The organism is Aureimonas sp. AU40 (assembly GCF_001463785.1).
Lineage (GTDB): Bacteria > Pseudomonadota > Alphaproteobacteria > Rhizobiales > Rhizobiaceae > Aureimonas.
On sequence record NZ_BBWL01000002.1, the window covers coordinates 74,355 to 100,379 of the forward strand.

The 26,025-nt window shown below is 68.1% G+C and carries 14 protein-coding genes; 10 read left to right on the forward strand and 4 right to left on the reverse strand.

Annotated elements, in window-relative coordinates; genetic code table 11:
• Nucleotides 1-293 precede the first annotated feature (293 nt).
• From AUL32_RS01095 to glgB, 6 genes are all read left to right on the forward strand, one after another.
• Nucleotides 294-1,553 carry a urate hydroxylase PuuD gene (locus tag AUL32_RS01095; protein ID WP_062111041.1) on the forward strand — a complete coding sequence of 420 codons (1,260 nt, stop codon included), beginning with the start codon at nt 294-296 and terminating at the stop codon, nt 1,551-1,553.
• Between the two features lie 59 nt (nt 1,554-1,612).
• Nucleotides 1,613-2,989 carry a guanine deaminase gene (gene guaD / locus AUL32_RS01100; protein ID WP_062111042.1) on the forward strand — a complete coding sequence of 459 codons (1,377 nt, stop codon included), beginning with the start codon at nt 1,613-1,615 and terminating at the stop codon, nt 2,987-2,989.
• A gap of 105 nt (nt 2,990-3,094) precedes the next feature.
• On the forward strand, nt 3,095-3,943 hold the full coding sequence (locus AUL32_RS01105) for a fumarylacetoacetate hydrolase family protein (protein WP_062111043.1): 849 nt from the start codon (nt 3,095-3,097) through the stop codon (nt 3,941-3,943).
• A gap of 121 nt (nt 3,944-4,064) precedes the next feature.
• Nucleotides 4,065-6,113 carry an alpha-1,4-glucan--maltose-1-phosphate maltosyltransferase gene (locus AUL32_RS01110; RefSeq protein WP_082659057.1) on the forward strand — a complete coding sequence of 683 codons (2,049 nt, stop codon included), beginning with the start codon at nt 4,065-4,067 and terminating at the stop codon, nt 6,111-6,113.
• A 96-nt stretch (nt 6,114-6,209) separates the two neighbouring features.
• Complete coding sequence (locus AUL32_RS01115) at nt 6,210-7,769, forward strand: maltokinase N-terminal cap-like domain-containing protein (RefSeq protein WP_062111044.1); 1,560 nt, start codon at nt 6,210-6,212, stop codon at nt 7,767-7,769.
• Nucleotides 7,769-10,051 carry a 1,4-alpha-glucan branching protein GlgB gene (glgB, locus tag AUL32_RS01120; RefSeq protein WP_062111045.1) on the forward strand — a complete coding sequence of 761 codons (2,283 nt, stop codon included), beginning with the start codon at nt 7,769-7,771 and terminating at the stop codon, nt 10,049-10,051. The genes AUL32_RS01115 and glgB overlap by 1 nt, the downstream gene beginning before the upstream one ends.
• Nucleotides 10,052-10,128: 77 nt before the next feature.
• On the opposite strand, the gene AUL32_RS01125 is transcribed toward glgB, so the two are convergent.
• The 4 genes from AUL32_RS01125 to AUL32_RS01140 all read right to left on the reverse strand — a co-directional run bounded on the left by AUL32_RS01125 (nt 10,129) and on the right by AUL32_RS01140 (nt 18,023).
• Nucleotides 10,129-11,295, reverse strand: coding sequence for a GGDEF domain-containing protein (locus tag AUL32_RS01125; protein ID WP_062111046.1), 1,167 nt, complete (start codon nt 11,293-11,295; stop codon nt 10,129-10,131).
• Nucleotides 11,296-11,398: 103 nt separating this feature from the next.
• A complete protein-coding gene (locus AUL32_RS01130) occupies nt 11,399-12,307 on the reverse strand; it encodes a transglutaminase family protein (protein ID WP_062111047.1) in 909 nt (302 codons plus the stop codon).
• A 6-nt stretch (nt 12,308-12,313) separates the two neighbouring features.
• Entirely contained in the window at nt 12,314-14,701 is a 2,388-nt protein-coding gene (locus AUL32_RS01135; RefSeq protein ID WP_244497587.1) for a circularly permuted type 2 ATP-grasp protein, read from the reverse strand.
• The gene (locus tag AUL32_RS01140) at nt 14,691-18,023 is read right to left on the reverse strand and encodes a transglutaminase family protein (RefSeq protein ID WP_062111048.1); all 3,333 of its coding nucleotides are present in this window, start codon (nt 18,021-18,023) and stop codon (nt 14,691-14,693) included. Before AUL32_RS01140 ends, AUL32_RS01135 begins: the two co-directional genes overlap by 11 nt.
• A 188-nt stretch (nt 18,024-18,211) precedes the next feature.
• Between AUL32_RS01140 and AUL32_RS01145 the strand changes: the two genes are divergently transcribed.
• From AUL32_RS01145 to treY, 4 genes are all read left to right on the forward strand, one after another.
• Nucleotides 18,212-19,375, forward strand: coding sequence for a zinc-binding metallopeptidase family protein (locus tag AUL32_RS01145; protein ID WP_062111049.1), 1,164 nt, complete (start codon nt 18,212-18,214; stop codon nt 19,373-19,375).
• A gap of 173 nt (nt 19,376-19,548) precedes the next feature.
• On the forward strand, nt 19,549-21,432 hold the full coding sequence (treZ, locus tag AUL32_RS01150; protein ID WP_062111050.1) for a malto-oligosyltrehalose trehalohydrolase: 1,884 nt from the start codon (nt 19,549-19,551) through the stop codon (nt 21,430-21,432).
• Nucleotides 21,425-23,284 (forward strand): 4-alpha-glucanotransferase, encoded by a 1,860-nt coding sequence (gene malQ / locus AUL32_RS01155; protein WP_062111051.1) that lies wholly within the window; start codon nt 21,425-21,427, stop codon nt 23,282-23,284. Before treZ ends, malQ begins: the two co-directional genes overlap by 8 nt.
• Nucleotides 23,281-26,004: a malto-oligosyltrehalose synthase gene (gene treY, locus AUL32_RS01160; protein ID WP_062111052.1), complete on the forward strand. Its 2,724-nt coding sequence runs from the start codon at nt 23,281-23,283 to the stop codon at nt 26,002-26,004. The genes malQ and treY overlap by 4 nt, the downstream gene beginning before the upstream one ends.
• Nucleotides 26,005-26,025: the final 21 nt, after the last annotated feature.

Consider the following 26,025-nt stretch of genomic DNA (forward strand, 5'->3'; position numbering starts at 1 on the left):
TCGCGCTGGCGGCCGTCTGGCGCGGTTCGCTGCGCTTCCGGTGCTCACGGACGGCAAGTCCGCTCCGCTCCGGTTCTCGCGACTCCACGCCAACGACTCGCCATCACGACCCTCCTGTCGCACCTCTAGAGAAGGGAGCGACAGGTCAGATCAAAGCCGAAGGGCGTTCGCGCCCTTCGCTCCCAACGCCTGCTCCTCCCACCGTCTCCTGAACGGCGAGGGGCCCGCAAAGGCACATCGGATTCATTTTGGGGCGTTCCGCGACAAGGGGGCGGCGCTTCGGGGGTCATCCCATGTGGACCTATTTCGCCGAATGGCTGCAATTCGCCGTGCGCTGGGTGCATGTCGTCACCGCAATCGCCTGGATCGGCTCATCCTTCTATTTCATCGCCCTCGACCTCGGCCTGCGCAGGCCGCATGGCGCACCGCTGGTGGGCGTCGGCGGCGAGGCCTGGCAGGTCCATGGCGGCGGCTTCTACCACATCCAGAAATACATGGTCGCCCCGCCGCACATGCCGGAGGACCTGACCTGGTTCAAATGGGAGAGCTACGCCACCTGGCTTTCAGGCGCGGCGCTGCTGTTCCTCGTCTATTATCTCGGGGCCGATCTCTATCTCATCGACCCCGCGCGCGCCGACTTGCCGGCCTGGGGCGCGACGCTGATCGGCATCGCCGGCCTCGCGCTCGGCTGGGTCGTCTACGACGCGATCTGCAAGTCGCCGCTCGGCAAGAACGACTCGACGCTGCTCGGGATCGTCTTCGTCTATGTCGTGGCGGCCAGCTTCGTGTTCAGTCAGCTCTTTTCCGGGCGCGGCGCCATGCTGCACACCGGCGCCATGATCGCGACGATCATGACCGCCAATGTCGCCATGCTCATCATACCCAACCAGAAGATCGTGGTTGCGGACCTCAAGGCCGGGCGCTCGCCCGACCCACGCCTCGGCGCGGCGGCCAAGCAGCGCTCGCTGCACAACAACTATCTGACGCTGCCCGTCATCTTCCTCATGCTCTCCAACCACTATCCGCTCGCCTTCGCGACGGAGTGGAACTGGGCGATCGCCGGGCTGGTGCTGCTGATCGGCGCCGTGGTGCGCCATTTCTTCAACACCAAGCACAAGACGGGGCAGCATCTCTGGTGGTGCTGGGCCGTGGCGGGCGTGCTCTTCGTCCTCGTCATCACGCTTTCGGGCGCGCCGGGCTGGCGCGCCTCGACGGCGGACGTCGCGTCCTCCACCAATTCCAGCCTCGACTTTCCCGCCGATCCGCAACTCGCGCTGGCGCGCTCGCCGCTTTTTGTGGAGGCGGAATCCATCGTCCAGTCGCGCTGCTCCATGTGCCATGCACGCAAGCCGCTCTGGCCCGGCATCGGCCATGCGCCCAAAGCCGTGCTTCTGGAAAACGGCCGCGATATCGTGCTGAACGCCTCGCTGATCGAGCGGCAGGCCGTGCGCTCGCACTCCATGCCGCCCGGCAACATCACCGGGCTGGAGCCCGAGGAGCGGCTGACGCTCTCGCGCTGGCTGGAATCCGGCAGCGGCCGCTATCGCCCCTGATCCCGGCTAATTAGCCAGACTCTGGCCCTGCCGCGCCGTTGGGGGTAAACCCTGAGACCATGACCGACATTCTCTTTCCCCAAGGCGGCACGCTCGCCCTGCGCGCGCGCGTCCTGTCCTACGAGGTGCAGCACCTCGACCCCCGCCAGACGCCGGCCGCCCGCTTCATCGAGGATGGGCTCGTGGTCGTGCGCGACGGCTCGATCGAGGCTGTGGGCGAGGCCGGCGACCTGCTGCCCACCTTGTCGCCCGATCTTTCCGTCACCGACTACCGGCCCTTCCTCTTGACGGCGGGCTTCATCGACCCGCATCTGCACATGCCGCAGACCCAGGTCATCGCCTCCTACGGCACGGAGCTGATGGAGTGGCTGGCCAAATACACGTTCCCCGAAGAGTCCCGCTATAGCGACCCCGCGGTGGCGGACGCGGCGGCGCAGTTCCTGCTGCACGAGCTTCTGCGCAACGGCACGACCACGGCCGTCGCCTTCTGCACCTCGCATCCGCAGTCGGCCGAAAGCTTCTTTGCGGAAAGCGCCCGGCTCGGACTTCGCATGATCGGCGGCAAGGTCATGATGGACCGCAACGCCCCGCCGGCGCTGACCGACACGCCGGAGCGCGCCCATGACGAGACGCTGGCGCTCGTCCAGCGCTGGCACGGGGCGGGGCGGCTGGAAGTGGCGCTGTCGCCGCGCTTCGCGCCGACTTCCAGCGAGGCGCAGCTGGAGGTGGCCGGCGCGCTCGCCGAGGCGCATCCTGACATGGCGATCCAGACCCATCTCTCCGAAAATCTCGGCGAGATCGCCTTCGTCAAGGAACTCTTCCCCTGGGCCGAGGACTACACCGCCGTCTATGAGCGCTATGGGCTGGTACGCCGCCGCGCCCTGTTCGGCCATTGCATCCACCTGTCGGAGCGCGAGCGCGCCGCGCTCGCCGACCATCAGGCGACGGCGGTGTTCTGCCCGACTTCGAACCTGTTCCTCGGTTCCGGCCTGTTCGATCGCGACGCGGCGCTCGCGGCCGGGCTGCGCATGGGGCTCGCCACCGATATCGGCGGCGGCACGTCCTATTCCATGCTGCAGACGGCGGGCGAGGGCTACAAGGTTCTGGCCTTGCGCGGCCAGCGCCTGCCGGGTCATGCCGCCTTCTATATGATGACCGCCGGCAATGCCGACGCGATCGGCTTCGGCCACCGCATCGGGCAGGTCGCGCCCGGCTTCGAGGCGGACCTGACGCTGCTCGACGCCCGTGCGACGCCGGCCCTGCGCCAGCGCGCCGAGCGGATCGAGACGCTGGAGGAGGAGCTGTTCGCGCTGGCCACGCTGGGCGACGACCGCTGCGTGGTCGCGACCTATGCGGCCGGGCGCCGGCTCCATGCGCGCGGCGTCAGCGAGCCGCCGCCGCTCGCCCATGGCGGGCTGGCCGGGCCGAGCAGCTAAAAATCATCGTGAGCCCTGCGCCTCCCCTTGCGTGAGATGCGGCGGACGGCGAAGGAACGACAACCCGCCGGACCAACAGACCGGCGCGGGGCAGGAGGGACAGGCATGAGACTGGTGCGATTCGGAGAGCCGGGGGCCGAGAAGCCGGGGCTGATCGACGAGGAAAACCGCATTCGCGACCTGTCGGGCGAGATCGACGACATCGCCGGCGCGGTTCTCTCGCGCCAGGGTCTGGAGCGGCTGCGCGCGCTCGACCCCAAGAGCCTGCCCAAGGCCGACCCGAGCCACCGGCTGGGCGCGCCGGTCGCCGGCACACGCAACTTCGTCGCGGTCGGCCGGAACTATGCCGAGCACGCGGCCGAGACCGGCTCCGAAACGCCGAGCGAGCCGCTCCTGTTCAACAAGGCGGTCAGCTGCATCGCCGGCCCGCGCGACGGCTTCGCCATTCCCAAGGGCGCCACCCAGGTCGACTGGGAAGTCGAGGTCGCCATCGTCATCGGCGAACGCTGCTATCAGGTCTCGAAGGACGAAGCGCTCGACTATGTCGCCGGCTTCTGCCTGTGCAACGACGTGTCGGAGCGGACCTGGCAGAAGGAGCGCGGCGGGCAATGGTTGAAGGGCAAGAGCGCCCCCGGCTTCGGCCCGCTCGGCCCCTGGCTGGTGACGCGGGAGGAGCTGGAGAACCCCGGCGCGCTGGAACTCTGGCTCGACGTCAACGGCCAGCGAAAGCAGACCGGCACCACGGCCGACATGATCTTCGACTTCGCCACGATCGTGTCCTACGCCTCCGAATTCTTCGCGCTGGAGCCGGGCGACATCGTCACCACGGGCACGCCGGCGGGCGTCGGCGCGGGTATGAAGCCGCCGGTCTACCTGAAGGCGGGCGACATCGTGACGCTGGGCAACGCGCATCTGGGCGAACAACGGCAGGTCGTGTCCGGCCAGCCCGAATAAGAACGTAGCCGGGGAGAGAAACGGCGCTCCATGACTGGATGAATCGGGTTTGCCCTCTATTCCTTTGCCAAGAACGGGGGGACCGCTCTCCCGTCGTTGCAACGGCAAAGAAGGTTCGTCCATGGCTCTCCCCGAACCCGTCGCGGTCAAGCCCAAGAAGCGCGCGGCCTCGCAGGCCGCCGCCCAGGAGCAGTCGCTCTCCTGGCTGAAGGAACTGGCTGCCAGCCGCGTGGTGATCGAAGGCGTCGAACCGCTGATCGACGGCGGCAGATTCGCGGTGAAGCGGGTCGAGAACGAGCCGCTGACGGTAACGGCCGACATCTTCTCCGACGGCCACGAGATCATCGCTGCCGCGCTCATCACCCATGGCGGCGAGATGGACGGGCTGGAAACGCCCTTCGTCTTCATCGGCAACGACCGCTGGGGCGCCACCGTGCGCTTCAGGACGCCCGGTCCCTATCGCTATTCCATCATCGCCTGGCGCGACGTGTTCGGCACCTGGGCGAGCGACACCAAGAAGAAGCGCGACGCCGGCGTCGACATCGCGCTGGAACTTCGCGAGGGCGAGCTCTTGCTGGAGCAGGCCGCCGGCTCCGGTCGCGGCTCGCGCGATGACGGCAAGGCGCTGAAGGATCTGCGCGGCCGGGTCGAGAAGCTACGCAAGCTGAAGGACGAGGACGCGCTCTACGCCCTGTTCATGCAGGGCGAGACGATCGAACTTCTGCGCCGGGCCGGCGTGCGCGCCAACCTGACCCGCCACCCCGGCGAGGTGCCGGTCTGGGTGGACCGCGAGGCGGCGGGCTTTTCGGCCTGGTACGAATTGATGCCGCGCTCCCAGTCCGGCGACACGGCGCGGCACGGCACGTTCGACGACGTGATCGCGCGCCTGCCCGACATCAAGGACATGGGCTTCGACGTCCTGTATTTCCCGCCCATCCACCCGATCGGCAAGATCAACCGCAAGGGCAAGAACAACAGCGTCACCGCCAAACCGGGCGAGCCCGGCAGCCCCTATGCGATCGGCTCGGACGAGGGCGGCCACAAAGACCTGCATCCGCAGCTCGGCTCCTTTGCCGACTTCCAGCGCCTCGTCACCCGCGCGGCCGACCATGGGCTGGAACTCGCGCTCGACTTCGCCATCCAGTGCTCGCCCGACCATCCCTGGATCAAGCAGCACAAGGGCTGGTTCGACTGGCGGCCCGACGGCTCGATCAAATACGCGGAGAACCCGCCCAAGAAGTATCAGGACATCGTCAATGTCGACTTCTACGGGCCGGATGCGATCCCCTCGCTCTGGGTCGAGCTGCGCGACATCGTCCTGTTCTGGCTGGACAAGGGCGTGCGTATCTTCCGCGTCGACAATCCGCACACCAAGCCGTTCCCGTTCTGGGAATGGATGATCGCGGAAGTGCGGGCGGTGGACCCCGGAGTGATCTTCCTGGCGGAGGCCTTCACCCGACCCAAGCTGATGAAGCGCCTCGCCAAGGTCGGCTATAACCAGAGCTATTCCTACTTCACCTGGCGCAACCTGAAATGGGAGCTGCGGGAGTATCTGACCGAGTTGACGAAGGAGGAATGTGCCGAATACATGCGGCCGAACTTCTTCGTGAACACACCCGACATCAACCCGCTCTTCCTCCATACGAGCGGGCGGCCGGGCTTTCGCATCCGCGCCGCGCTGGCGGCGACGCTCGCCGGCAATTACGGCGTCTACTCCGGCTTCGAGCTTTGCGAATACGAGCCGCTCGTCACCGGCAAGGAAGAGTACAAGGACTCCGAGAAATACGAGGTCCGCGCCTTCGACTGGAAGCGCGAAGGGCATATCCGCGACGACTTCGCGCTGCTCAACCGGCTGCGCCGCTCCGAGCCGGCTCTGCGCGATTTCCGCAACCTGGAATTCTACCAGTTCTGGAACGACAACGTCCTCTATTTCGGCAAGCGGACGGCCGATCTCTCCTCGTTCATTCTCGTCATGGTGACGCTCGATCCGCACCAGCCGCAGGGCGGCCATTTCGAGGTGCCGCTCTGGGAATTTGGCCTTCCCGACAATGGCACGGTGAAGGTGGAGGACCTCGTGTCCGACCGTCAGTTCGCCTGGGCGGGCAAGGTTCAGCATTGGTGGTTCGAACCGGGGGAACTTCCCTACGCCATTTTCCGTCTTTCCGTCTGACGCGGGTGCGGCGCGGGTCGAGAGACCCGCGCTCCGGCCCTTTCGCTCGCTTTTGCCAGGCCCGCCGCGGCGGACCCATGACGATGATGGATGCCCATGACCGACACGCAGTCCAAGCCCGGCGCGGGCGCGCCCGACATGCTTCCCGCCTTCGGGCGTGTCGCTTCCCTGTCTGATCTCGTGGGCGCGGACGGTGCCGCCCTGGAGGCGGCGCTCCGGCGCTTTCTCCAGCAGCAGCGCTGGTTCGCCGCCAAGTCCGAGCGGCTGGACGCCGTCTCCTTCGCGCCGCTCGGCGTGGTGGACGGCGCGGGCGATGCGCTGGCGGGCGAAGCCGTGGTGCGCACGACTGATGGCGAGCAGCGCTATTTCCTGCCGCTCGCTCTGTGCCCACGCGGGCGGGGCGTCGGGGCCAATCTCCTGGCCGAGCTGGAGGGCGAGCGGGCGCTGGTGGACGCCACGCGCGACCCCGACTTCTGCCGGGCCGTGGTGGCACTGATCGCGGCCGGCGGCCGGACAGAGACCGGAGGCGGCGCATTGCGCGCCACGGCCTCCGCCGCCCGGGCTGAGCAACTGCGCGAGGCGGTGGCGGTGGACCCATCCGACATCGCCCCTTTGTCGGGCGAGCAGTCCAACACCTCGATCGGCATCGGCCGCGTCGCGATCCTGAAATTCTACCGCCTGCTGCGCGACGGCGAGCAACCGGAACTCGAAGTCACGTCCTTCCTGACGGAGAACACCGGCTTCACGGCCGCGCCTGCGCTGCTCGGCTCGCTGGAACTGTCTCGCGCGGACGGCAGCCGCGCGGCGGTGGCCGCCCTGTTCGAGCGCATCGGCAACGCAGGCGACGCCTGGGCCTCCGTCACCGGCTCGCTGGCCGCGCATCTGCGGGCGGGCGAGGGCGGGGCGGCGGCCGAGTTCGCCTTCGATCCCGGCCGCACGATCGGCCGGCGCACGGGCGAGATGCACGCCGCGCTGGCGAGCGAGACGGGCGATGCCGCCTTCGACCCCGAGCCGCTCGACCGCGTGTCGCTGGCCCGCATCGTGGACGAGGCCAAGCACGAGGCGGCCGGCGCCATCGCGCTTCTGCGCGGCGTCGAGGGCGGGGCGGATGTTGCCGCCGACATCGCGGCGCTGGGCGCGCGCGAGGGCGAGATCGCCCGCTGGTTCGAGAGCTTCAAGCAGCTGGAGCCGGCAGGCCGCCGCACTCGCATCCATGGCGACTACCATCTCGGCCAGCTTCTGGTGCGCGGTGATGACATCGTCATTCTCGACTTCGAGGGCGAGCCGGGCCGGCCTTTGCCTGAGCGCCGCGCCAAGACCTCGCCGCTTCGCGACGTGGCCGGCATGCTGCGCTCCTACGACTATGCCGCCTTCGCGGCGCTCGACGCTCTGCGCACCGAGGACCCGGCGCTGGCCGAGCGGGCGCGGGACGCCGCCGAGCGCTGGCGCGACGAGACCTCCGCATCCTTCCTTTCGGCCTGGGAGAGCGCCAGCGGCGTCGATCTCGCGGACGAGGGGAACGCGCGGCTGCTGGATCTCTTTCTGCTGCAGAAAGCCTTCTACGAATTGCGCTACGAGGCGGCGATGCGTCCCGCCTGGCTGTCGATTCCGCTGCGTGGAATCGTGTCCCTTCTCCAGAAACGACAGGTCCTTTGATGAGCCAGACCCAATCCGCCGCCAGCGGCATCGACCACGGCCTGCACGGGGACGAGGCGCGCGCGCTGGCCAGGGGGCTGCACGAGAACCCGTTCTCGGTGCTCGGCGCCCATCGCACTGAGGATGGCGGCGCGGTGCTGCGCGCCTTCCGCCCCGGCGCCGAGCGGGCCGAGGTGCTGGACCGCTCCGGCAAGCTGCTCGGCGAGTTGGAGCGCGGCGAGGTGGAGGGCCTGTTCTCCGGCGTGGTTCCGCAAGCCTTCGAGGACCATCGCTATCGCTTCTGGCACGGCGACGAGTCCTGGGAGGAGGAGGACACCTACCGCTTCGGCACGATTCTGGGCGATCTCGACATCTATCTCCTGAACGAGGGCCGGCATTACCGGCTCTACGAGAAGCTCGGCGCGCATCCGACCGAGATCGACGGCGTGAAGGGCGTGGCCTTCGCGGTCTGGGCGCCCAATGCCCGCCGCGTCTCGGTGGTCGGCAATTTCAACGCCTGGGACGGGCGGCGCCATGTCATGCGCAAGCGCGTCGACGCCGGGCTGTTCGAGATCTTCGTTCCCGGTCTCGACCGGGGCGAGGTCTACAAATACGAGATGATCGGCGGGCATGGCGAGGTCCTGCCGCTGAAGGCCGATCCGGTCGGCTTCCGCCAGGAACTGGCGCCCTCCACCGCCTCGATCGTGGAAGGGCTGGTGGAGCACGATTGGGCGGACGACGCCTTCCGCGCCAAGCCGAGCGACTGGCAGGCCGCCGACAAGCCGATCTCGATCTACGAAGTGCATCTGGGCTCCTGGCGACGGGGCGAGAGCAACAGCTTCCTCGACTACGACACGCTGGCGCGCGAACTCGTGGACTACTGCCGCGACATGGGCTTCACCCATGTCGAGTTCCTGCCCGTGTCCGAGCACCCGTTCTACGGCTCCTGGGGCTACCAGCCGATCGGCCTCTACGCCCCGACCGCGCGCTACGGCGATCCGGCCGGCTTCGCGCGGCTGGTGGACGCCTTCCACCAGGCCGATATCGGCGTGCTGCTCGACTGGGTGCCCGGCCATTTCCCGACCGATATCCACGGACTCGGCCGGTTCGACGGCACGGCGCTCTATGAACATGCCGATCCGCGCCGGGGATTCCACAAGGACTGGAACACGCTGATCTACGACTACGGCCGGACCGAGGTGAAGAACTACCTCGTCTCCAACGGGCTCTACTGGCTCGACCGGTTCCATGTCGACGGACTGCGCGTCGATGCGGTCGCCTCGATGCTCTATCTCGACTATTCGCGCAACCACGGCGAATGGGAGCCCAACATCCATGGCGGGCGCGAGAACTTGGAGGCCATGGCGTTCCTGAAGGAAACCAACGAGCAGGTCGGCGGGCAATTCCCCAACGCCACGACCCATGCGGAGGAATCGACCTCCTTCCCCAACGTGTCGCGCCCGACCTACGCCGGCGGCCTCGGCTTCCACTTCAAGTGGAACATGGGCTGGATGCACGACACGCTGCATTTCATGCAAGAAGACCCGATCAACCGCAAATATCACATGCACCACATGACCTTCGGTATGGTCTACGCCTATTCCGAAAACTTCGTCCTGCCGCTCAGCCATGACGAAGTGGTCTATGGAAAAGGCTCGATCCTGGGCAAGATGCCGGGCGACTGGTGGCAGAAATTCGCCAATCTGCGCGCCTATTACGGGTTCATGTGGACCCATCCCGGCAAGAAGCTGCTCTTCATGGGCAGCGAGTTCGGTCAGGCCGAGGAGTGGAACCACGACCAGTCGCTGGACTGGCATCTTCTCGAATATCGCGAGCATTCGGGCGTGCAGCGTCTGGTGCGCGATCTCAACACGCTCTATCGCGGCCTGCCGGCGCTCTACGAGAACGATTGCGACCCGCATGGTTTCGAATGGGTCGACACGTCGAATGTCGAGCAGTCGGTCCTGGCCTATCTGCGCAAGGACAAGAACGGCGGCGCGGCACTGGTGGTCTGCAATTTCACGCCCAATGTCCACCATGGCTACCGCGTCGGCGTGCCCCATGGCGGCTTCTGGGAGGAAGTGCTGAACACCGATGCCGAGATCTACGGCGGGTCGAATGTCGGCAATATGGGCGGGCGCGAGGCCGAGGAGGTCCACTCCAACGGCCGGCCCTTCTCGCTCTCGTTGAGCCTGCCGCCGCTTTCCACGATCGTCTTCGCGCCCCGGCGCGAGGCCCAGGCGCAGGTCGAGACCGAGCTGGGCGTCAAGCTGCTGGACGAGCAGGATCTCGCCAAGGCGTGAAGCCTCGCCGGGCTTGAGTGAAAACCGAAAAGGCCGGAGCGATCCGGCCTTTTTCCATGAGGAGGATCGTTTAAGGATCAGGCGACGGCCGCGAGCGGTGGGGCCTGCTCGATCCGATCGCGCCCGAGCGTCTTGGCACGGTAGAGCGCGGCGTCCGCCTGGCTCAGGAGCCGGGACAGGTCGGCATCGCGTCCGGTGGTATGGGCAAGCCCGACGCTGACGGTGGCATGGAGGCCAAGCCGGCCGAAGCCTGCGGCTTCTGCCGAGAAGCTGCGGGCGACGCGCTGGGCATCGCCGCGCACCTCCTCCAGGCTGCGCCCGGCCACCACGGCCACGAACTCCTCGCCGCCGAACCGGGCGATCAGGTCGATCGAGCGCAGCTCGCGCTCGGCGGTCCGGGCGAAGAGCTTCAGCACCTCGTCGCCGATCTGATGCCCATGCGTGTCGTTGATGCTTTTGAAATGGTCGAGATCGAACACCAACACTGAAACGGCCTCGCCCGTCTCGTCGGCCTCGCGCAGCCGCCGCTCCGCGCGCTCGAACAGGGCGCGGCGGTTGGGAAGGCCGGTGAGATAGTCGGTCTGGGACGCGGTGAAGAGATGCGCCTCGCCTTCCTCCCGCACCAGCGAGAGCAGCAGCATCGGGGCGGCGACGGCGAAAAGCACCGCCTCGAACATCGTGAGTTTGGCGAGCGAGGCGAGAATCACCGGGCCGCTCGTGAGGTCGAAAACCAGGAAGACCGCGACGCGCGCGACATAGAAAGCCGCGTGAAACAGGAAGACCAGCGCTGCCGGCCGCCGCGAGCGCAAGGAAAGGAAGGCCGCTCCGCGCCGCAGGACGAGGCCCGTGGCGCCCGAGATGAGGGCGATCGAGGCGCCGGCGAACATATGCCACTGTTCCAGCGTGATATGGGGAAACAGCGCGAAGCAAAGCGCGGCGAAGAGCAGCGCGCCAGCCCACCACAAGCGCGGAACGCTCTGATTGTTCAGCATCAGGACGCCGGCCAGCATCGTACCGTAGCCGCACACCATGAGAAGAAAGATCGGCGCGCGCTGGTGCGGGCTTTCGATCAGCGGGAAGACCGACAGGGCGCAGCCGGTCGCGAAGGCGACATGGCCGAGCGCCCAGCGGGCGAGGACGGTTTGCCGGTGCGGCTGGAAACGGCGCTCCCAATAGGTCAGCGATGCCGAAACGCCGAGCGTCCCAAGCACGAGCACATAGAGGGTGGAGAGGTCGATCTGCATGGATTTGCATCGCTCCTTACGAAGCGTAACTTAGCGTGCCGGTTTGAAAAGATCGCTTGCGAGAAACGGAAGATTTTAAACGAGGCGCGATGAGAGCGGGCGCCTATCGCGAAGGGAGCGATGCGTCCTCGGTCTCCTCGATCGGCACCATGTCGACGGAATGGTGATGGCGCTGCGGCCCGGAGGTCATGAGGACGCCGTCGATCGGCGCGACGTCGGCATAGTCCCGCCCGCGCGCCACCAGGACATGGTCTTCGCCGGCGAAGCAGCCATTGGTCGGGTCGAAGCCGAGCCAGCCCCCCTCCGGCCCCGTCCACACTTCGACCCAGGCATGCATGGCGTCGGCGCCTTCCAGCCTCGGCCGCCCGGGCGGCGGTTCGGTGCGCAGGAAGCCACTGGCATAGGCGGCGGGCAGACCGAGGCCGCGCAGCCCCGCGATCATCAGATGCGAGAAGTCCTGGCACACGCCACGGCGCGCGGCGAAGGTCTCCTCCACGCCGGTCGAAATCGTGGTGACGCCAGCCTGGAAGCGAAAGTCAGAGCGAATGCGACGCGCCAGATCGAGTGTCGCTTCGCCGATCGGTCGGCTGAAATCGAGCCCCTCTTCGAGATAGGCCGCGACGCGCGCGGAAGGAGTGACGAGTCGCCCGGAGCCCAGGAAATGCAACGGGCTCTCGCCCTCGCTGGCGCGGGACTTTCGCGCCAACTCGACGACGGCGCCGAGCGCGGGCGTCCGGGCGAGGTCCGGCAGCGGCCGGTCCACCGCGACCCGGGCGCGCATCTCGATGCTCAGCGCCTCGTGCGGCTGGTCGATCAGGATATGGTCGATCGCGTTGCCGAAGAAGTCGGTTTCCGAAGCCGTTTCCGCCGGGGCGGGCGCGACTTCGAGCGAGAAGCGCTCGATGCGCTGGCCGGCGGTCTGGCGTGGCGAAACGCGCAGGATATGCCGGGCGTCGCGCACGAAGCCGGGATAGCTGTAGCCGATGGCGAGGCGGATGTCGTAGCGGCTCATGGGGGCCTATTCCGTGTCCGAGCGTTCCGCCTCGCCGCGCGGCGCCAAGGCGAAATAGCGCTGCGAGAGAAGGTCGGAAATCTCGTATCCGTCGCGCGCCACACGCCGGAGGAACGCCGGCGTCACCTCGCCGGGCTGGGCCGTGCGCAGGCGCACCTGCAGCCGCGCCGTGCGGCGCGAGGCCGGGTCCAGGCTTTCGCCCATGAGGTTGCCCGGCAGTTCCGCCAGCGCGGCTTCCAGCGCCCTTGCCTGGAAGGCGAGGGAGCGCGGGTTGAGCGGGTCGAGCAGCGCGAGGTCGATCACCGTGCTGCTGCCGAGTTGCACCGAGAAGCGACGACGATAGGTCATCCGGCTGTCGGTGAATTCCAGCAGCGCCTCGAACACCCCGTCTCCGCCCGCCGCCATGAAGGCGCCCGCCGCCTCTGCCGTGGCCGAAAGGCGCTCTAGCCGCCGGCCGCATTCGTGGAAGCGCCAACCGGTGAAGCGATACATGTTCTCCTGCACCAGACCCGCGAAGCCGGCAAGGCGCGTCAGCACCCGGCCGGCGAGCAGCGCGTCGTCGCGCTCGCGCGGGGGCAGGCGCATGGCCTCGGCCGTCACCTCCGCGATCTCGGCCAGAACCCGCCAGGCATCGGGCGAGAACCGGTCGCGAATGCGCGAGGCGAGATGGAAGGCGCTGTCGGCGAGCTCCTTCAGGCCGTGGATCGGGTCCGCCCCGCCAAGGCCGACGCCGGCCACGCGCAGAAGGTTGATGCGCGCCTCGTCCACGGGCGCGGGGTCTTCGCCCGCCTCGGCGCGCTCGATCGCGGCGCGCCAGTGCCGGAAGGCGACTTCCAGCCGCTCGACATAGCGCCCGAGCCAGAAGAGATTGTCGGCCGCGCGGGCGGGAAGCGAGCCCGGCAGGCGGCGGTGGTAGCCGGCTTCCGGAGATGCCAGCAGCGAAACGGGCCGTTCGTCCGCCTCGCCGGCGATCCAGACATCGACGGAGCGCCCGCCGGCGGCGATGGCGAGCGCATCGCCCCGCTCGTCATGGGCGGCGCGGGCAAAGCCGCCGGGCATGACGTCCCATCCGTCCGGGCCGCGCGCCAGAAACACCCGCAAGGTCACCGGGCGGCTTTCGAGTTCCCCCTCGCCGAACACGGGAACGGTGGAGAGCGGCGGCTGGCGCAGCGCCACGACATCCGCCCGGCCGCGCCCCTTAGCCCGCTCGGCCAAGTCTTCGGCCGAGATCGGCGCGCCGGGGCCGGAGGGAGCGGGCAGGGCGCGGGCAAGACGCCAGCCGGGTGGCAAGGCGTGAGCGAACCCTTGAGCGCCCGGCTCGCCCAGCCAGCGCGTTTCGGCCGAGGCGAGTTGCAGGGGCTCGCCGATCAGCGCCCGCGCCATGCCCTGTTCGAAGGCGGCGAAGGCCGGCGTTTCCAGAAGCCCCGAGCCCAGCGCGTTGACGAGTTCGAGCTTGCCGGCGCGGATGGCGCGCACGAGGCCGGGCGTGCCGATGCGCGAGCGGGAATAAAGCTCAAGCGGATCGGCATAGTCGGCGTCGAGCCGGCGCCAGAGGACGCGCACGGGACGCAAGCCGTCCACGGTGCGGATTTTGGCCTCGTCTCCCCGCACCACGAGATCGCCGCCTTCTAGAAGGTGGAAGCCGAGATAGCGGGCGAGATAGGAATGCTCGAAATACGTCTCGTTCAGCGGGCCGGGGGTCAGCAGGCCGACGCGCGCCCCTTCCGTGCCGTTGAGCTCGTTCAGCGTCTCACGGAAGCGGCCAAAGAAACCGGCGAGGCGCCGGACGTGAAGCGAGCGGGCGAGGTCGGGAAAGGCGCGCGAAGTGGCGACGCGATTTTCCAACGCGAAGCCCGAGCCCGAGGGCGCCTGCGTGCGGTCTCCGATCACGTACCAGCGCCCGTCCGGCCCCCGGCCGAGATCCACGGCGATGAAGCGGATCAGCGGGCGGCCGGTGCGGCCCTGGTCGGCAAGCGGGCGCAGGAACTCCGGGTTGCCGGCCAGAAGCAGGCCCGGCAGGTGCCCCTCGCGGACCATGCGCCGCTCACCGTAGAGATCGGTCAGCAGCCGTTCGAGATAGACGGCGCGTTGGCGCAGCCCCGCTTCCAGCCGCCGCCATTCCTCGGCCTCGATGACCACGGGCGGAAAGGCGATCGGCCAAAGCCGCTCACCGCCATCCGTGCCCGATCGGTAGAAGACGCCGGCCTCGCCCAGATATTGCCGCGCGGCGCGAAAGCGCGTCTCGCGCTCGGCCTCGCTCCAGCCGGCCAACGCCTCCGTCAGCGGGCGGTAATGCGGGCGCACGGAGCCGTCCGCCGCCCGCATCTCGTCGTAGCGGGCGGCGGGCGGGGCGGCGGCTTTGCCGGCTTCGATGGGGATGGTCTCAGACGGCAAGGAAGGCAGGCCGTCTGAGATCGAGCGTGTGCGGGAAGCTCGGGTCGGGGATCTCGGCAGGCGGCTGGAAGGCGCCCGGCGTGTGGCCGATCGCCTCGAACCGCGCCAGACGCCGCGCCTCGGCCTCGTTGGCGTTGACCGGGAACGTGTCGTAGGAGCGCCCGCCGGGATGGGCGACATGATAGGTGCAGCCGCCGAGCGAGCGGCCCGACCAGCGGTCGTAGATGTCGAAGGTCAGCGGCGCGTGGACGGGGATGGTGGGATGCAGGCCCGAGGCCGGCTGCCACGCCTTGAAGCGCACGCCGCCGACGAAAGTGCCGACATCCCGCGTGGGGGCCAGCGGCACCGGCCGCCCGTTGCAGGTGACGATGTGGCGCGAGGTGTCGAAGCCGGAGAGCTTCACCTGAAGGCGCTCGACGGAGGAATCCACGAAGCGCACCGTGCCGCCGATGGCGCCCGTCTCGCCCATGACGTGCCAGGGCTCCAGCGCTTGGCGCAGCTCCAGCGTCACGCCCTCGTGGCGCACTTCGCCGCAGAAGGGGAAGCGGAACTCCCATTGCGCCTCGAACCATTCCGGCCGCACGGGATAGCCGGCACGGGTCAGCTCGGCCAGGACGGCGAGGAAATCCTCCCAGACGAAGGCCGGTAGCATGAAGCGGTCATGCAGCTGCGTGCCCCAGCGCGCGAAGCGCCCGGCCTGCGGCTCGCGCCAGAAGCGCGCGATGAGCGCGCGGATCAGCAGCTGCTGGGCCAGACTCATGCGCGCGTCTGGCGGCATCTCGAAGCCGCGAAACTCCACGAGGCCGAGCCGCCCGGTCGGGCCGTCGGGCGAATAAAGCTTGTCGATGCAGATTTCCGAGCGGTGCGTGTTGCCCGTCACGTCCACCAGGAGATTGCGGAACAGGCGGTCCACCAGCCAAGGCGGAGGCGCTGCGCCCTCGCCGGGCGCGGGCACCTGCGCCATGGCGATCTCGAGTTCGTAAAGCTGGTCGTGCCGGGCTTCATCGATGCGCGGCGCCTGGCTGGTCGGTCCGATGAAGAGGCCAGAGAAGAGGTAGGACAGCGACGGGTGGCGCTGCCAATAGAGCACCAGCGACCTCAGGAGGTCGGGTCGGCGCAGGAAGGGGCTGTCGATCGGCGTCGCGCCGCCGATCACCACATGGTTGCCGCCGCCCGTGCCGGCGTGGCGTCCGTCCACCATGAACTTGTCGGTGCCGAGGCGGGACTGGCGCGCGTCCTCGTAGACCCCTTGCGTGATGGCCACCGCCTCGCCCCAGGACGCGGCGGGATGGACGTTCACCTCGATCACGCCCGGGTCGGGCGCGACGCGCATCACGTCGAGGCGCGGGTCGAAAGGCGGGGCATAGCCCTCGATGCGCACGGGCAGCGCCATCGCCTCGGCCTCGTCCTCCACGGCGGCGAGAAGGTCGAGATAGGCCTCGGCCGATTCCAACGGCGGCATGAAGACGTGAAGAACGCCGTCGCGCGGCTCGATGGCGACGGCTGTGCGGACATAGCCGCCGATCTCGGCTTCCGGGCCGGGCTCGGGCGGCGACCAGGCAGGCGCCGGGTCGGCCTGCGAGATGCGCTTCTGCACCTGGCCCAGGATCTCGCGCTCCGGCAGGTCGGGGAAACGCTGCATCGGATCGGCCGGATGCGTGTAGGGATAGCGCGCCGGCGGCAACCAGGGCAGGGCGGCCAGCGGCAGGCGGTAGCCCAGCGCCGAGTCGCCCGGCACCAGGAAGAGCTGGCCGCGCCGCGTCGACCAGCGCTCCGACATCCAGCGGGCGGGCAGCGCTTGCCACGCCTGCACCGGCATGACGTAGCCGACCGGATTGTTCAGCCCCCGGTCGAAGACGCGGGCGAGGCGCGCGCGCTCTTCCGGGTTTTCCAGCCTGGAATTGTCCGGCGAAACGTTCTCGGGCAGCTGCGCCTCGCGCACCAGCCAGTAGGACGGGTCCTCGAAGGCGGGCAGCGCGTTGCCGGGCTCGACGCCGAGCCGCTTGGCCACGCCCTCGAGAAGCACGCGCGCCGTCTCGGCCGTCGCCTCGCCGGGTGTCTCCTCGCCCGAGCCCGCTTCGGCGGCGAACAGATCGGGGTTGCGCCAGATCGGCTTGCCGTCCTTGCGCCAGTAGAGCGAATAGGTCCAGCGCGGCAGGGATTCGCCGGGATACCACTTGCCCTGGCCGTGATGGAGAAAGCCGCCCGGCGCGAAGCGCTGCCGCAGCCGGCGGATCAGACCGTCGGCCAAGCCCCGCTTGCGTGGCCCCGTCGCGTCGGCGTTCCACTCGGCCGCCTCGAAATCGTCGATCGAGACGAAGGTCGGCTCGCCGCCCATGGTGAGGCGCACGTCCATGGATTGGAGGTCGGCGTCCACCTTTGCCCCAAGCGCGTCGAGCGCCTCCCAGCTCTTGTCGGAAAAAGGTTTCGAGACGCGCGGCGCTTCGGAAACGCGCGTCACCTCCATGGCGAAGTCGAACTCGGTCTCGGCGAAGTCCACCCCGCCGGCGATCGGCGCGGCGGAGCGGTAGTGCGGGGTCGCCGCCAGCGGCACGTGGCTTTCGCCGGTCATCAGGCCGGAGGTCGGGTCGAAGCCGATCCAGCCGGCGCCCGGCACGTAGACCTCCACCCAGGCATGCAGATCGCAGAAGTCGACCGCCGTGCCGGCCGGCCCGTCCAGCGCGACGCGGTCGGGCTTCAGCTGAATCAGATAGCCCGAGACGAAGCGGGCGGCGAGGCCGAGATGGCGCAGCGCGTTAACCAGGAGCCAGGAGGAGTCGCGGCAGGAGCCCGAGCCCTTTTCCAGCGTCTCCTCCGGCGTCTGGACGCCGGGCTCCATGCGGATGAGATAGTCGATGCGCTGCTGAACCAGCCGGTTGATCTCGACGAGAAAGTCGATCGTGCGCCGGGGCGTGCGGTCGACCTGCGTCAGGAAGGTCTGGAGCAGGGGGCCTGCCGGCTCGTGCGCGAGATAGGGCTTGAGGTCGATGAGGAGATCGTCGCCATAGGCGAAGGGATAGGTCTCCGCCCAGGTCTCCATGAAGAAGTCGAACGGATTGTAGACCGTCATGTCGGCGAGAAGATCGACCTCGATGCGCAGCTCGCGCACCTTCTCGGGAAAGACGACGCGCGCCAGCCAGTTGCCGAACGGGTCCTGCTGCCAGTTCACGAAATGGTTCGCCGGCTCGATGCGCAGAGAATAGGCGGGGGTGCGCGTGCGCGAATGGGGGGCTGGCCGAAGCCGGATCGTCTGCGGGCCGAGGGTAACGGGTCGGTCGTAGCGATAATGGGTCAGGTGGCGGAGTGCGGCGAGGATCGGCATCGGTTCCCTTACACATGACCAGTCGAACGGGCAGCATAGGCACAAGGCGCCGCCACCGAAACCTTCGCGTTGCACAAACTGCGCGCTTTCCGGAATTATTAACGGAATCGGTTGCGGTGCGGAACAAGGCGGAAGGACCCGAGTTAGGCGCGGGAATTGGCCAAAGCCCGCCATCAGGAACTTTTTCGATGAAACTCTTCTCCTGCCCGTCCTGCGATCAGGTCGTCTTCTTCAACAACGTGGTGTGCGAGCGCTGCGGTCATGCCTTGGGCTACCAGCCGCGCGCCAACCGCGTGCTGGCGCTGGAAGCGGCCGACGACGGCTGGGTTTCGGTCGGCCGGGGCAGCGACGGATCGCACTGGCGCTATTGCGACAACTACCAGTACGGGGTGTGCAACTGGCTGGTGCCCGCCGAGGGCGTGGAGCGCCTGTGCTTGGCGGACCGCCACAATCTGATGGTGCCCGACCTGTCCGACCCCGAGAACCAGGCGCTCTGGGCCAAGATGGAAGCGGCCAAGCACCGGCTCTTCTATACGCTGCTGCGCCTGGACCTGCCGCTCTACACGCGCGACGAGCATCCCGAAGGCCTCGGCTTCAAGTTCCTGGCCGACGATCCGAACTCGGACCAGAAGGTGATGACCGGCCATGACGAGGGCATCATCACCGTCGCGCTGGCGGAAGCGGACGATGCCGAGCGCGAGAAGCGCCGGACCTCGATGGGCGAGCCCTATCGCACGCTGCTCGGCCATTTCCGTCACGAGGTCGGCCATTGGTACTGGGACATCCTGGTGCGCGACGGCAACCTGCTCGACCAGTGCCGCGCCGTGTTCGGCGACGACCGCGAGGACTACGGCCAGGCGCTGCAGAACCACTACAACAACGGCCCCAAGCCGAACTGGCAGGACGAGTTCGTCTCCTCCTATGCCGGCTCCCACGCCTGGGAGGACTTTGCCGAGACCTGGGCGCACTATCTCCACATCATCGACACGCTGGAGGTCGGCGGTTCCTACGGCATCGCCATCCAGCCGCGCCTCGACCGCGACGGCATCCTGACCACCGATCTCGGCCTCAAGGTCTACGACCCCGACACGACGATGGAGGAGATCGCCGATGCGTGGCTGGCGCTCAGCCAGGCGCTGAACTCCATGAACCGCGCCATGGGCCTGCAGGACCTTTATCCCTTCGTCCTGTCGCCGACCGTCATCGCCAAGCTCGGCTTCATCCACGATCTCGTTCACGGCCGGGTCGGCCAGCGCGCGGGCGCCGACGAGGCGCACGGCATGTCGGAAGAGGCCGAGGATCTCGGCCGCCAGTCCAACGCGGCGAACGAGCCGATGGTGGCGGCCGGCTGAGGCGCGGGGGCTGGCGCGAGCGACCGGAAAATTTCCCCCTCCGATCCCTGGCACTGCCCTTTCCCGCTCCACTTAAGCTGAGCAACAGCAGCGACGACGCCCCTTCGCCTTCGCGCAAGCGAAGGGGCGTCTCACCCATCGTGCATGACCTTTTGCGAACCGGCGGAGCCCCTATGAACGGTGCCAGGACTTTTTCTTTCGACCTAGGGTGGGGCGCGCAATACGAGGACGGGCGCACGCGCTTCCGCATCTGGGCGCCGAGCGCGGGAAGCGTCGAGGTCGCCAGCGCGGAATCCGACGAGTACCAGTGCGAGCGCTTCGAGCCGATGACGAAGGGCGAGGGCGGCTGGTGGGAACTGGTGACCGATCAGGTCCAGCCGGGCGACGGCTACGGCTTCCGCTTCGACGGCGGCAAGGTGAGGCCCGATCCGGCGGCGCGCGCACAAGGGGGCGACGTTCACTGGCTGTCGCGCGTCGTCGATCCCAACGCGCACAAGTGGCGCAGCGCCGAGTGGGCTGGCCGGCCCTGGCACGAATGCGTCTTCTACGAGCTGCATGTCGGCACCTTCACGCCGGAGGGCACGTTCGATGCGGTCATCGGCAAGCTCGACCATCTTAGGGACACCGGCATCACCGCGATCGAACTCATGCCCATCGCGCAGTTCGGCGGGCAGCGCGGCTGGGGCTATGACGGCGTGCTGCTCTACGCCCCGCATCAGGTTTATGGCGGGCCGGAAGGGCTGAAGCGTCTGGTGGACGCCGCGCACGAGCGCGGGCTGATGGTCTTTCTCGACGTCGTCTACAACCACTTCGGCCCGGACGGGAACTACCTGCCCGAATACGTGCCGGAGTTCTTCCATTCGGAAATCGCGACGCCCTGGGGCGCAGCCATCGCCTATGACGAGGCGCCGGTGCGCGAGTTCATGATCGAGAACGCGCTCTACTGGATGAACGAGTTCCGAATCGACGGGCTGCGGCTGGACGCGATCGACTCCATCAAGGACACGACCGAAACGCCGCTGGTGAAGGAACTCGCCGCCCGCGTGCGCGAGACCATCACCGACCGGCACGTTCACATCACCACCGAGGACGACCGCAATATCCGCTGGCACATCGAGCGCGGCGAGGGGGGCGAGATTCCGCTCGTCTCTGGCGAGTGGAACGACGACTTCCACCACACCGCCCATGTGATCGGCACCAACGACCAGGAAGGCTATTACCGGGACTACGACCCGAACTCGGCCGAGCAGATGGCGACCGCGCTCGCCACGGGCTTCGTGTTCCAGGGGCAGGAGTCCGAGCATCGCAAGCGGCGCGTCGGCACCGATTCGGCCGAACTGCCGCCCACCGCCTTCGTCAACTTCATCCAGAACCACGACCAGATCGGCAACCGAGCCTTCGGCGACCGGCTGCGCTCGCTTTCTTCGGGCCGCGTCTACGACTGCCTCCAGTCGATCCTGCTCCTGTCGCCGCAGATCCCCCTGATGTTCCAGGGCGACGAATTCGGCGACACGAATTCCTTCTGCTTCTTCACCGATTTCGACGGCGAACTGGCCAATTCGGTGTCGAAGGGGCGCAAGCGCGAGTTCAAGAGCTTTGCCGCCTTCGAGGACCCCGAGGCCGCCGACATCTTCCCCGACCCGAACGACGAGCGCACCTTCGAGATTTCCCGCCTCGACTGGGGCCGCCTGACCCAGCCAACCCACAAGCGGCGTCTGCAGGTGACGCGCAAGCTTCTGACCATCCGCCAGGAAACGCTGATGCCGCTCCTGGGCGCCGCGCCCGGCGGCACCGGCATGGCGCTGGTGGAAGGGCTCGGCTTCGTGGTCGCCTGGGAGCTTCAGCCCGGCCGCTTCTGGCATCTCGTCGCCAATCTGTCGGACGAGGTCTGGGACCTGGAGGACGCGCTGGTGGAAGACCAGATCGGGCGGGCCAGCTGCGTCTACACCAACCACAAGAACGCCTTCGAGGAAGTGACCGGCGGCGCGGTGCCGGCCTGCTGCGTCCTCGCTATCCTGTCGGACACGTTGCTGATCGCGGAGCCGGACGATGAATAAGCCGCTCGAAACCCTGGCGGAAAGCCACGGCATCCAGATCCGCTACGTCTCCGAGATGGGCGAGCCGAAGGAGATCGGCGAGGCGGCGCAGGACGGGCTTCTGCGCGCGTTGCAGGTCGACCCCACCGGCGGCGAAGCCGGGCACTTCGCACAGGCCGAGCACAAGGCGAGCCTTGCCTGCGCGCTGCCGGGCAGCGTCGCCTCGCGCCGCGCCTGGGGCGTCACCTGCCAGCTCTACAGCCTGCGTTCAGCGCGCAATCTCGGCATCGGCGATTTCGAGGACCTGGCCGTGCTGGCCGAGACCGTCGCGCCGACCGGCGCGTCCTTTGTCGGCGTCAATCCGCTTCATGCTCTGTTTCTGGCCGATGCGGGGCATTACAGCCCCTATTCGCCCTCGACGCGCCGCTTCATCAACCCGTTCTATCTCGCGGTCGATACGATCGAGGGCGGGGCGGAGGCCATCGCGGCGCTGCGCCAGGCCGAGCCAGACCTGTTCGAGGGGCTGGACGGCGAGCTGGTGGATTACCGCGCCGTGGCGCGCGTGAAGGTGCCGCTGCTGCGCACTCTCTATGAAGGGGCCAAGGACGGGCTGGGGCGCGACGAAAGCTTCCGCGCCTTTCTGGAGCGGGGCGGCGACGCGCTGCGCGGCTTCGCTCTGTTCGAGGCGATCTCCGAAAGCGTGCGTGCGGACGGCGGGAGCGCGGGCTGGCACCATTGGCCCGAGGACCTGCGCGATCGCAACGGCGAGGGCGCGCGTGTCTTCGAAGCCGGGCACGAGGATCAGATCCGCTTCCACGTCTGGCTCCAGTACCAGTGCGACCGGCAACTGGCCGAGGCACAGCGCCGCGCCAAGGCGGCGGGCATGGGCATCGGCCTTTATCTCGACTTCGCCGTCGGCGTCTCGCCCGACGGGGCCGAAACCTGGGCCGACCCGGCGCTGACGGTGCGCGAGGCGCGCGTCGGCTCACCGCCCGACATGTTCAACTCGGACGGGCAGGACTGGGGCCTCGCGCCGCTCTCGCCCAAGGCCCTGGCCGAGCGGCAGTACGCCCCGCTTTCGGCCGCCTATGCCAGCCTGATGGAACATGCCGGCGCGATCCGCATCGACCATGCGATGGGCCTTGCGCGCCTCTGGTGGATTCCCGAGGGCGAGCGCTCGGGCGGGGGCGGTTATGTCCGCTATCCCCTCGGCGCCATGGTGGATGCCCTGGCCCGCGTCTCGCAGGACACGAACTGTCTGGTCATCGGCGAGGATCTCGGCACCGTGCCGGAGGGATTCCGCGAGGCCATGACCGACAGCCACATCCTTTCCTATAAGGTGCTCTATTTCGAGCGCTGGAAGGACGGGCTGTTCAAGGCGACGGGCGAGTATCCCGAGACCTCGCTCGCCTGCATCTCGACGCATGATCTCGCCACCCTTTCGGGCTGGTGGCACGGGTCGGACGTGCGCCTGCGCGCCGAGACGGGGCGGCAGAACGCGGCCGCCACGCAGCGCGACATGGCCGAGCGCGACCGCGACCGGCGCACGCTGATGGCGGCGCTGCGCCACGAGAATCTCCTTCCGCCCGAGGAGATCGCACTCGCGGACGGCGGCGCCACCTTGCCGGCGCGGCTGCCCTTCGAACTGGCGCTCGCCATCCACCGCTTCGGCGCGCGCACCCGCTCCATGCTCTTCGCCGTGCAGATGGAGGACATGATCGGTTCGGAAAAGCAGCCGAACCTGCCGGGCACGACCGATGAATATCCCAACTGGCGCATCCGCTCCGACATCCGCCTGGAAGAGCTGGCGGCCGACGAGCGCTTCCAAGCCATGGCCCGCGCGATGCGCGACGAGAGACCGGAGACCCCATGAGCCGTCCCCTGATCGCGACCTATCGACTGCAGTTCCGCGAGGGGACGGGCTTCTCTGAGGCTCAGGACCTCGTGCCCTATCTCAAGGTGCTGGGGACGAGCCACCTCTACGCCTCGCCCGTCTTCTCCGCCTCGCCCGGCTCGACCCACGGCTACGACGTGGTGGACTACAACCGCTTCGAGGCGGATCTGGGCGGCGACGCCGGTTTCGGCCGGATGAGCGACGCGCTGATGGCCGCCGATCTCGGCCTGATCCTCGACTTCGTGCCCAACCACATGGGCGTCTCGCAGGAGAACCCCTGGTGGGAAGACGTGCTGCGCTGGGGCCGCGAAAGCCGCTACGCGCAGACCTTCGACATTTCCTGGGACGAGGAGAAAATCCTCATTCCGACGCTGGGCGCGCCCTATGGCGAGGCGCTGCGCACCGGCGCGCTGAAGGTGGTCTATGACGAGGCGCGCGGCGAGGTGCGCTTTTCCGCCAATGGCTACGGCCTGCCGGTGGACCCGCGCACGCTCAGCCACGTCTTCGGCTTCGTCGACCACGAGCACCGCGACAGTCTGGTGCGCCGCTTCGCCGCTTCGCTGCCGACCGACGGCGAGGAGCTGACCGAGCGCTTCGCCGAGCATGTCGCCGACCCCGCCTTTCTCGCCGCGCTCAAGAAGGGCATCGAGGCGCTGAACGCCGACAGCCAGGCGCTGCACGCCTTCCACGAGGCGCAGGCGTGGCGCCTCGCCTGGTGGCGCCTCGCGCGCGAGAAGCTCTCCTATCGCCGCTTCTTCGAAATCGCGGACCTGATCGGCGTGCGCCAGGAAATGCGCCGCGTCTTCCGCGACTCGCATCGCACCATCTTCCAGCTGGCGCGCGAGCGCCGGCTGGACGGCATCCGCATCGACCATGTCGACGGCGTCGCCGACCCGAAGGGCTATCTCAGCGAACTCGCCGCCGGCTTCGAGGCGCTGCGCCGCGACGTCTCGATCCATGTCGAGAAGATCCTGACCGGGCCGGAGCGGCTGCGCAAAAGCTGGAACATCGCCGGCACCACGGGCTACGAGTTCATCACCGCCGTCGCCGGCCTTTATGTCGACGCCTCCAAGGAGGAGGCGATGAGCAAGGCTTATACGGCCTTCGTCGGCACCGACGAGGACCTGCGCGGCATGATCGCCGACCAGAAGCGGGCGATCTTCACCCACAATCTGGCGGGCGAGCTGCAGGTCCTGACCGAGACCGCCATGCAGGTGGCGGCGAACGATCTGGAAACGCGCGATTTCGGGCGCGACGACATGAGCCGCTCCATCGTCGAGGTGGCGACCGCCCTGCCGGTCTACCGCACCTATTGCGGCGTCGCGGGCGTGCCGGACAAGGATGTCGAGGTCATCGACGACGCGGTGGAACTGGCCAAGAGCACCCGCAAGGTCGAGGCCGACGAGCCGATCGCCTTTGTCGGCCGGCTCCTGAAGCTCGCCTTCGAGGACGGGCGCGACGTGACCGGGGCGCTGAACTTCACGCGGCGCTTCCAGCAGACCACCGGCGCGGTGATGGCCAAGGCCGTGGAGGACACGGTCTTCTATCGCTACAACCGCCTGATCGCTCTGAACGAGGTGGGCGGCGAGCCCGACCATTACGGCACCTCGACCCCGCGCTTCCACGACGAGATGGCGATCCGCCTGGAGGACCAGCCGGACGGTCTCATGGCCTCCTCCACCCATGACACCAAGCGCGGCGAGGATGCGCGCGCCCGGCTCTACACGCTGAGTGAGGCGCCCGAACGCTGGGCCGCTTTGGTGGAAGAGATGGCGGGCGCCCTGGAGCCCTGGCGCAAGGTGCTGGGCGAGGCGTCGTCCGGCGAGACGCATGTGTCCCCCGACCCGGCCACAGAATGGGGCTTCTACCAGTCGCTTCTCGGCGTGCTGCCGGCCGATTTCGATCCGGCCGACAGCAAGGCGCGCAAAGCTCTGGAAGAGCGGCTTCTCGCCTTCGCCGAGAAGGCCGTGCGCGAGGCCAAGCGCTACACGAGCTGGACCGCGCCGGACGAGGCCTACGAGGAAGCGCTGAAGGGCTTCGTGTCCGCTATCCTGCGCGAGGGCGAGACCGGCGGCCTCCTCGCGGACTTCTGGCTGAAGTCGCAGCCCTTCGTCGTGGCCGGCGCGCTCAACTCCCTGTCGCAGACGCTGATCAAGCTGACGGCGCCGGGCGTTCCCGACATCTACCAGGGCACGGAGTTCTACGATCTCAGTCTTGTCGACCCCGACAACCGGCGCAAGATCGACTTCGCCGCCCGGCAGACGGCGATGGAAGACGGACATTCCGTTGCCGAAAGCCTCGCGCATTGGCGCGACGGGCGCGTCAAGGCCAAGCTCACCGCCGCGGCGCTGAAGGCGCGCATCAAGGCGCCCGAACTCTTCACCAAGGGGCGCTACATCCCGCTCGAGGTGACCGGCGAAAAGGCGGCTCACGTCGTCGCCTTCGCCCGCACCGATGCCGATGGGCGGGCGGCGGTGACGATCGTCCCGCGCCTCGCACTGCAACTCCTGGGCGACAAGGCGGAGCGGCCGATGTTGGACGCGAAAAGCTGGGGAGATACGGCCGTTCGTTTGCCGTCTCACCTTGCGAGCGCCCGGTTTGATGACATCTTGACGCAGAAGACGGTCGGTACGGGCGCGAGCCTGAAGCTGAGCGAGGTTCTGGCCGAGCTTCCCCTCGCGCTGCTTCTCGCCGACTGAAAAGCCTTGGGACCCAAGGCC